Below are 3,320 nucleotides of genomic sequence, written 5' to 3'. Positions count from 1 at the left end.
GATCCTCGGCAGCGACGGCGGCAAGCTCTCGAAGAGCCTGCTGCGCGAAGCCGCCGACGCCGGGCCCGCCCGGGGCGACACCACGCCCGCGTGGCTGCTCGATCCCTCGGCCTGGCCCGGTACCCGAGAGGACTACGTCGAGGCGCTGACGGGGCTCGGCGAGCTCGTGCTGAGCGACCCCCGGCACTTCTTCCGGTCCTACACCACAACCGCATGGGAAACCCTGATGAGCACCCGCCGGCCCGACACGCACGATTCCCGGGCGAAGCGCCCCCGCACCATGCCGATCTACCGGCAGTACTTCGACCTGATCGCCTCCGGTGAGAAGACGGTCGAGGTCCGCGTCGCCTACGAGTCGATGAAGCGGATCAGGGTCGGAGACCTGATCAACTTCACCTGCCGCGAGTCGAGTTGCCTGACCGAGGTCACGCGGATCGGCACGTACCGCACCTTCGAGGAGATGTTCGGCGCCGAGCGCGTGGAGGCCGTCAACCCCCGTGCCACCGAGGCGGAACAGCTCGAGGCGATCCACGCCATCTTCCCGCCCCACAAGGAGGCGCTGGGAGTGCTCACCTTCGAGATCGAACGGGTCGATCCCCGGTGACCTCCCCGCGCCGCCGCACCGTCCTGGTGATCTGCAAGGGCAACCACTGCCGTTCCCCGATCGCCGCGCTGGTCATCGCCGAACGCGCGGGCGGTACGCTCCTCGTCCGCTCGGCGGGCACCAGGGACTGGCACGTCGGCAAACCCGCCCACCCGCTCATGATCCAGGCCGCCGCCGGCTTCGGCTACGACCTGACCGCGCACCGCGGAGTCCTCCTCGACCAGGAACAGCTGGACTGGGCGGACGTCTTCATCGTGGTGGACGAGGAGACCGCCGATACGGTCCGGGCCCTTGTCGGTGCCGACCAGCCGGTGTGTGTCCTCGGCACCGGCATCGCCGACCCCTGGGGCGGCGAGCCGGAGGACTTCGCCAGGGCCGTCGCGGAGATCCAGGACGCCGCGAAGCTGCTCTGACAAGGAGTGGACGCGGGCTATTCGGGCCGGTGGGCGTGGGCGAAGTGCTCCGCGTCCCAGCCGCCGCCCAGCTCGGGGGCGAGCGAGGCGTACGCGAGGGCGGCGAAGTCCTCGGCGCCGCCCGCCCGTTCCGGCAGCGCGCCGAGCAGCGGGGCGCCGGCGGAACGGGGCAGGTCGGCCAGGTTGCAGCGTTCGGCGAGGCCGGGCTCGGCGGGCCAGGAGCCGACGACGACACCCGCGAGCGGCAGCCGGCGGGCCGCCAGGGCCTCCGCGGTGAGGGAGACGATGTTGAGCGTGCCGAGCCCTGCGGAGGCGATCAGCAGGACCTCGGCGGGGAGTCCGGCGTCGAGCACGGCCCGGGCCTGGTCGGCGAGCGTGCGGCCCTCGTCGTCGTAGCGGACCAGCAGCCCGCCCGCGCCCTCCACCAGGACCAGGTCGTGGGTGGACGCCAGCTCGGCGACCTCGGCGACCACCTCGGCGGGGGAGAGGTACGGCATCCCGGCCCGCCGGGCGGCGGTGTCGGGGGCCAGCGGCTCGGGGTAGCGCACCAGCTCGCGGACGGTCGAACCGCCCGCCAGCCGCCGGACCTCGGCCGCGTCGCCGGGCTCGCCGGCCGTCACGCCGGTCTGCCCGGGCTTGAGCACCGCGACCTTCCGTCCGGCCCGCAGCGCCGCCGAGGCGAGTGCCGCGGTGGCGACGGTCTTGCCGACGTCGGTGTTCGTCCCCGTCACGAACAGGATGCGGGCGCTCATCCCTTCACCGCCGCGGCGGTGAAGGCGGCGGCGATCCGCGCCACGTCCTCGTCCTGGGTGACGTAGGGGGGCATGGTGTAGATCAGGTCCCGGAAGGGCCGTAGCCACACGCCTTCCCGCGCCGCCGCCTCGGTGGCCGCCGCGACGTCCACCGGGTGGTCCAACTGCACGACGCCGATGGCCCCGCGGACCCGGACGTCGAGCACGCCGGGGACGTCCGCGGCCGCCGCGAGGCCCTCGGCGAGCCCCGCCTCGATCCGCTTCACCTCCACCGCCCAGTCCTGCCCGAGCAGCAGCTCCAGCGAGGCGTTGGCGACGGCGCAGGCCAGCGGGTTGCCCATGAACGTCGGCCCGTGGGCGAGCACCGGCACCTCGCCGCGGCTGATCCCGTCGGCGACCTCGCCGGTGCACAGCGTGGCGGCCAGCGTGAGGTAGCCGCCGGTGAGCGCCTTGCCGAGGCACATGACGTCCGGGGAGACGCCGGCGTGGTCGGCGGCGAACAGCGCGCCGCTGCGCCCGAAGCCGGTGGCGATCTCGTCGAAGACCAGCAACACGCCGTAGCGGTCGCACAGTTCGCGCAGCATCCGCAGGTAGGCGGGCGAGTGGAAGCGCATCCCGCCCGCGCCCTGGACGACCGGTTCGACGATGACGGCGGCCAGCTCGTCGGCGTGCCGGGCCATCAGCTCCTCGAACTCCGCCGCGTACCGCGGGTCGAGCGGGGCGTCGAACCCGGCCGGGGGCTCCGGGGCGAACAGCTGTCCGGGCAGCACCCCGCCCCACAGGTGGTGCATCCCTCCGTCCGGGTCGCAGACCGACATCGGGTGGAAGGTGTCCCCGTGGTAGCCGCCGCGCCAGGTGAGCAGCCGGCGCTTGGCCGGCCGCCCGATGGACTGCCAGTACTGGAGGCACATCTTCATCGCGACCTCGACGGCCACCGAGCCCGAGTCGGCGAGGAAGACGTGCCGCAGCGGCTCCGGGGTGATCTCCACCAGGGTCGAGGCCAGCCGGACGGCGGGCTCGTGGGTGAGCCCGCCGAACATCACATGGCTCATCCGCCCCAGCTGGTCGCGCACCGCCTCGTCCAGTACGGGGTGCCGGTAGCCGTGGATCGCCGCCCACCAGGACGACATCCCGTCGACCAGTTCGCGCCGCCCGCCCGCGACCGGCTCGGCCAGGCGCAGCCGCACCCCCGAGGCGGACTCGACCACGTACGGGGTGGCGGTCCCGGGCATCGGCCCGTACGGGTGCCAGACGTGGGCGCGGTCGAGGGCGAGCAGGTCGGTCGCGGACGGGATCGGCTGGAGCATGGTGCGTTCTCCGGTGGGGTCGGAACTGTCAGGCGTTGGGCGCGAGTTCGGTGCCGGCGCCGCGGCGGCGGACCTTCACGAGGTCGCTGCGGAGCTCGTCCTCGGTGCCGGCCGCCGGGGGCGCTTCGGCCGGCAAGGGCGCGTCGGCCGCCGACGGCGCGTGCGCGTGCCCGCCGCACGGACCGCTGCCACCGCCGCTGCCGCAGGCCGAGGCCGCGGTGCCGCAGCCGCCGCCCGCGTGGGC

The 3,320-nt window shown here is 74.2% G+C and carries 4 protein-coding genes and 1 pseudogene; 2 read left to right on the top strand and 3 right to left on the bottom strand.

The annotated features are described in order from the left end of the window. Both AB0E96_RS39875 and AB0E96_RS39870 read left to right on the top strand, forming a co-directional pair. Positions 1 to 604, top strand: a 604-nt coding sequence (locus tag AB0E96_RS39875) for an ASCH domain-containing protein (RefSeq protein ID WP_359831578.1), incomplete at its 5' end; no start/stop codon positions are given. Then, entirely contained in the window at positions 601 to 1,017 is a 417-nt protein-coding gene (locus AB0E96_RS39870; protein ID WP_359831576.1) for a low molecular weight phosphatase family protein, read from the top strand. The genes AB0E96_RS39875 and AB0E96_RS39870, both read left to right, overlap by 4 nt. 17 nt (positions 1,018 to 1,034) lie before the next feature. On the opposite strand, the gene bioD is transcribed toward AB0E96_RS39870, so the two are convergent. The 3 genes and pseudogenes from bioD to AB0E96_RS39855 all read right to left on the bottom strand — a co-directional run. Then, a complete protein-coding gene (gene bioD / locus AB0E96_RS39865) occupies positions 1,035 to 1,769 on the bottom strand; it encodes a dethiobiotin synthase (RefSeq protein WP_359831574.1) in 735 nt (244 codons plus the stop codon). Further along, positions 1,766 to 3,076, bottom strand: coding sequence for an adenosylmethionine--8-amino-7-oxononanoate transaminase (locus AB0E96_RS39860; protein ID WP_359831572.1), 1,311 nt, complete (start codon positions 3,074 to 3,076; stop codon positions 1,766 to 1,768). Before AB0E96_RS39860 ends, bioD begins: the two co-directional genes overlap by 4 nt. A 28-nt stretch (positions 3,077 to 3,104) precedes the next feature. Beyond that, positions 3,105 to 3,320, bottom strand: a pseudogene (locus tag AB0E96_RS39855) (biotin synthase BioB); the annotation flags it as partial.

The sequence above is a fragment of the Kitasatospora sp. NPDC036755 genome (assembly GCF_040636595.1).
Taxonomy (GTDB): domain Bacteria; phylum Actinomycetota; class Actinomycetes; order Streptomycetales; family Streptomycetaceae; genus Kitasatospora.
Note: the sequence above shows the minus strand (reverse complement) of the source record. Positions and strands in the feature narration are given on the sequence as shown.

What these genes read in the sequence shown, in the direction of transcription:
- bioD (WP_359831574.1), bottom strand. Translation starts at nt 1,769, where the DNA reads ATGAGCGCCCGCATCCTGTTCGTGACGGGGACGAACACCGACGTCGGC.
- AB0E96_RS39860 (WP_359831572.1), bottom strand. Translation starts at nt 3,076, where the DNA reads ATGCTCCAGCCGATCCCGTCCGCGACCGACCTGCTCGCCCTCGACCGC.